Source organism: Mycobacterium sp. 1245801.1, from assembly GCF_001673055.1.
In the GTDB taxonomy this organism is placed as follows: Bacteria; Actinomycetota; Actinomycetes; order Mycobacteriales; family Mycobacteriaceae; genus Mycobacterium; species Mycobacterium europaeum_A.
The window spans coordinates 1-5,143 of the sequence record NZ_LZKY01000238.1; the positions used below are offsets into that span (position 1 = coordinate 1).

Sequence of the window (5,143 nt, forward strand, 5' to 3'; positions counted from 1 at the left end):
GCGGGCCAGGTTGCGCAGCGCCGCCTCGACCCCGAGCCGCAGCCCGTGCTCGGTGAACGGGAAGCCCAGGATGTGGTTGGTGCTGGCCTTGTTGTCCTCCAGCCAGTCCATCGCGCAGCCGAGCACCAGGGCGCGGATCTGCAGCACGCGGGGTTCGGTGGGCGGCAGCGCCTCCACCCGCCGCGCCGCGTCGCGGATGTCCTCCTCGGTGATCTCGCTCTTGGTGCGGCCGGATAGCAGCGTCACCGCGCTGGTCAGCCGCGCGGTGGTGAAGTGCCGGGAGGTGGCGGGCACCTCGTCCAGCGTGCGCACCGCGGCGGCCCGATCCCCTTCGGCGGACAGTGATCTGGCCAACCCGAACGCCGCCGAGATCACCCCGTCGTTGGTCTTCCACACCGTCTCGTAGAACTTGTGGTCGTCGACGTCGCCGGCCAGCTCGGCGGTGGCGGCCAGCGCCAGCTTGGGCGCCAGCTCGCCGGGGAAGGTGTCCAGCACTTCGGTGAAATGCGTTGTGGCCGAGTCGTAGTCGCCGGTGAGCAGCTCGGCGACGGCCTTGTACCACACCAGCCGCCATTGCCAGCCCACCCGCTCGGCCAGGTCGTCGAGCTTGCGGGTGGCCTTGGCCACGTCGCCCAGGTCCAGCAGCGCGCGGACCTCCATCAGCGGCAGCTCCACCGACTCGGACACCTCCACGCCGTCGGCGTCCAGCGTGCCGTGCCGGGCCGCGCGCAACGAATCGAGCGTCTGCACCGGCTGGGACAACACCGTCGCCTGCAGGACCGGGGCGGCGACGTCGGCCGGATCGACCAGCGGAACCTGCAGTGCCGTAACGATTTCGCGGGCGGTCAGCTTCTCCGAGTGAACCTGGCCGTCCAGGTACACGTCGGTGTGCGCGACCAGCAGGTCCACCCCGAACGTCGAGCGGCTGGGGGAGAAGATCGTCGACAGGCCGGGCCGCGGGATGCCGGTGTCGTGGGCGACCACCTCGCGCAGCACGCCCATCAGCTGGGCCGACATCTCCTCGGTGCTGCCGAACCGGCGCCGCGGGTCGGGGTCGGTGGCGCGGCGCAACAACCGGCGGAAGGAGTCGTAGGTGGTCAACACCGGGTCGTCCTCGGGCAGGCCGTCGACGTAGCGGCCGTTGCGCGTCTGCAAATTCAGCGTCAGCGCGGCCAGTGTGCGGCCCACCGTGTAGATGTCGGTGGCCACCGTCGGCCCCGTCCGCACGATCTCGGGGGCCTGGAATCCCGGTGTGCCGTAGAGGTATCCGAACGAATTGATCCGCGACACCGCGCCCAGGTCGATCAGCTTGAGCTGCTCCTCGGTGCGCATGATGTTCTCCGGCTTCAGGTCGTTGTAGACCAGGCCGATGGAGTGCAGATAGCTCAACGCGGGCAGGATCTCCAGCAGGTAGGCGACGGCCTCGGCGACGGGCAGCTTCTCACCCTTGCCGTGCTTGAGCGGCTGCCCACCGACGTACTCCATGACGATGAGGCCGACCGGATTGTTGTGCTGATCCTTGTGCTCGACGAAGTTGAAGATCTGCACGATCTGCGGGTGGACCACCTCGGCGAGGAACTGTCGTTCGGCCATCGCGATCGCCTGGGCCTCCGCGTCGCCGGAGTGCACCAGACCCTTGAGCACCACCGGCCGGTCGTTGACGTTGTGGTCGACCGCCAGATAGACCCACCCCAGGCCGCCGTGGGCGATGCAGCCCTTGACCTCGTACTGGCCCGCGACGATGTCGCCGGGATTAAGTTGCGGCAGAAAGGAATACGGGCTGCCGCAGGACGGGCACCAGCCCTCCGACGTGCCCTTGGCTTTCTTGCTGGACCGGCCCACCGGTTTTCCGCAGTTCCAGCAGAAGCGCTTGGATTCCGGCACCACCGGATTGGTCATCAAGGCTTCGAGCGGGTCGATGTCGCGTCCGCGCGGGATCTCGACCAGGCCGCCGCCGAGCTGGCGGACCGCGGGCAGCGATCGCGTCGCGACCGTCAAGCGGTCCTGCGGATCGGTGTCCAGGGCGCCCAGCGAGATGTGTGGAAAGTCGTCGTCATCGTCGTCGTCGTCGAAATCGGGACGGAACAGCGCCTGGGTGGCCTGCAGCCGCCCGGTCGCCGCGCCGGTCTGGACGTCGGCCGGCTGGGTGCCCGGGGCCACGTCCGCCACGTCTTCCGGGTCGGATTCCGGCTGCTCGGTTTGCTTGTCCGGCTCGGCCATCAGTCCAGATACCTCGGCGTGGGCGGGGCCGGCGCGGGACCCAGCACCGTCAACCACTTGCGGTACAACGTGTTCCACGTACCGTCCCGGCGGATCCGTTCCAGGGTTCCGTTGACGAACCGCACCAGTCCGGTGTTGTTCAGGTTGACCCCGATGCCATAGGGCTGGGTGGCCATGTTGGGCCCGACGATGTGCAGATACGGATCCTCTTCGACCAGCCCGGCCAGGATCGAGTCATCCGTGCTGACCGCGTCGATCTCGCGCTGCTGCATCGCCACCAGGCAGTCGGCCCAGTTGACCACCGACACCACGACCGGCGGCGGATCGATCTGCTGGATGCGGTGCAGCGACGTCGTGCCCTTGGCGACGCAGACGCGCTTGCCGGACAGGTCGGAGACCTTGACGATCGACGAGTCGCGCGGGGCCAGGATGCGCTGGTTGGCGTCGAGGTAGACGGTCGAGAAGTTCACCAGCTTGCGCCGGTCGCAGGTGATGGTCATGGTCTTCACCACGATGTCGACCTCGGAGTTCTGCAGCGCGGTGACCCGCTCGTCCGACGACAGGATCCGGTACTCGACGTGCGAGGGCGCCCCGAAGATGTCGCGCGCGATCTCGCCGGCGATGTCGACGTCGAAACCGGTGATCTCGCCGGTGATCGGATCGCGGAAGCTGAACAGGTTGCTGCCGATGTCGAGGCCGACGATCAGCCGGCCGCGGGCGCGGATGTCGGCGACGGCGGCGTCGGCCTCCGCCTTGGTGGGGAAGGGCCGCAGGCTGGCGGTCAGGTCGCAGTTCTGGTTCGGGCCGTCGGGCGGCAGCGCCGGCTGCGGCGGCAACTGCTCCATGCCGACCGGTGTCGGCGGCGGCAACGTCGGCACGCTGGCCACCCGCAACGACTCCGTGTGCCCGCAACCCGCCAGCACCACCACCGCGGCGGTCGCGGCGCCCGCCCGGCGAAGCATCCGCAGGCCGAGCATCATCGATACTCTTTCAGCCTCGGCCACAGGCCCAGCGCCACCGCGATGGCGGCGCCGAGGCTGAGCACCACGCCACCCACCTGGGCGCCGGACAGTCCGCTGCGCGCGTTGATGACGTCGTTGCGCAGCGTGATGCGGCCCTGATCCATGGCCTTGACCAGCTCGTCTTCCAGCTTGTCGAACGCGGGGGTGGAGTCTTCCTCGCTGCTGCCCAGCGCCACCTGCGTCGCGGCCCGGTAGTTACCCACCGAGATGTAGGAGGTGATCCGGTCGTTGGCCTGCCGCCAGCGCAGCAACAGCTGGTCGGCGCCCTCGAGGTCCGGCTTGTCGACGGCGTCGCTGCGGGACATGTACTGGTCGAGCTGGCGGTGCATGGAATCGATGCGCTGGTAGAAGGATTGCTTGCGTTTCTCCTCGTCGCCGCGGCGGATCAGCGACAGGGTTTCGTCGGCGCGCGCCTGCTGGGCGGTGATCGCGACGTTGGTGACGGTCTTGAGGGATTCCGCGGCAGTGTCCTTCGCGCTACGACTGGCCGTCGTAGAAATGGTCAGCGCAGTTCCAACCCAAACCACCATGACGAGAATAGCGAGTGCGCCCACCACCAGGCCCGGGTTGATTCGGCGGCGGGTGCGCCGCGCCAGCCAGCGGTGCGAGAACGCGCCGAAGATCACGGTGGCGCCGACCACCATGATCACCGGGGCCGGGATCTGCGTCGACGCGGTGGTTTCCGCGTCCACCCGCTCCGACGTCGCCTGATACAGCCGCGCCGCGTCGGGCAGGATCGTCGACTGCATCAGGCCCGAAGCCTCCGACAGGTACGACGAGCCGACGGGATTGCCCTCCCGGTTGTTGGTCCGGGCGATTTCTATCAGGCCGGTGTAGACGGCCAGCTCGGCGTTGATCCGGCCCAACAGCTGCACCAGCGGTTCGTCGGTGAGCCCGCTCGAGGCCCGGGTCACGGCGACGGACGCGTCGGTGATGGCCTGCTCATAGCGCTGGCGCACCGGCTGTGGTTCCGCCTCGGCGATGAACGCGGTCGCCGCCGCGGCGTCGGCCACCGACAGGGTGGTGTAGAGCCGGCCGGCGGCGAACGACAGCGGCTCGGTGTGGTTGAGCACCGTGGTCAGCACCTGCTGCCGGTGGTTGATGGTGGTCGAGGTGGCGAAGGCGCTGATGCCGCCGAGCGCGGCCAGCACGATGCCGATGGTCAAGATGCGTCCCGGCGTCGTGGAGATGAACCACCAGCGGGGATGAGCCGGTTCGGCCGGCGACCGCGATCCCTGCGGCTCGGTCGACGGGTGTGCCAGCTCAACCGTCACGTTTGATCAGCCCTCATCTCTCGGCCACTCGATTTCGCTGCACGGACCTCTATAAGCGAAGTCTAAGAGCATGTTCGGGTGGATGGGTGGAGGCAGACGCAATTGGCGACGCCCCAACCAAGTCTGCATATCCTGAATCGGTGCAGGGCGACGGTGACGGTTGGGTGATCTCCGACAGCGGCGCCCATTACTGGGGCCGGTACGGCGCGGCGGGTTTGCTGCTGCGGGCCCCGCAGTCCGACGGTACGCCCGCGGTGCTGCTGCAGCATCGCGCCGTGTGGAGCCATCAGGGCGGCACCTGGGGACTGCCGGGCGGCGCCCGGGACAGCCACGAAACGCCGGAGGAGACGGCGGTCCGCGAGGCGAACGAGGAGGCCGGGCTGCTCGGCGAGCGGCTGGCGGTGCGCGCCACGGTGGTCACGGCCGAGGTCGCCGGCATCGCCGGCACGCAGTGGAGCTACACCACCGTGATCGCCGACGCCGACGAGTTGCTGCACACCGTGCCCAACCGGGAAAGCGCCGAGATGCGCTGGGTCGCCGAAAACGAGGTGGCCGACCTGCCGCTGCACCCGGGCTTCGCGGCCAGCTGGCAGCGGCTGCGCACCGCGCCGGCGGTGCTGCCGCTGG

At 69.0% G+C, this 5,143-nt stretch carries 4 protein-coding genes; 1 reads left to right on the plus strand and 3 read right to left on the minus strand.

Annotated elements, in window-relative coordinates; translation table 11 throughout:
- The 3 genes from A5622_RS15335 to glnX all read right to left on the minus strand — a co-directional run.
- Positions 1–2,220 (minus strand): serine/threonine-protein kinase PknG (locus A5622_RS15335; RefSeq protein WP_066879616.1); only part of this gene is annotated, 2,220 nt, incomplete at its 3' end.
- Positions 2,220–3,197 (minus strand): glutamate ABC transporter substrate-binding protein, encoded by a 978-nt coding sequence (locus A5622_RS15340; RefSeq protein ID WP_066879619.1) that lies wholly within the window; start codon positions 3,195–3,197, stop codon positions 2,220–2,222. The genes A5622_RS15340 and A5622_RS15335, both read right to left, overlap by 1 nt.
- Positions 3,197–4,516 (minus strand): protein kinase G-activating protein GlnX, encoded by a 1,320-nt coding sequence (glnX, locus tag A5622_RS15345; RefSeq protein WP_066872410.1) that lies wholly within the window; start codon positions 4,514–4,516, stop codon positions 3,197–3,199. The genes A5622_RS15340 and glnX overlap by 1 nt, the downstream gene beginning before the upstream one ends.
- A 140-nt stretch (positions 4,517–4,656) precedes the next feature.
- Between glnX and A5622_RS15350 the strand changes: the two genes are divergently transcribed.
- On the plus strand, positions 4,657–5,143 hold a 487-nt coding region (locus A5622_RS15350), incomplete at its 3' end, for an NUDIX hydrolase (protein ID WP_066879621.1).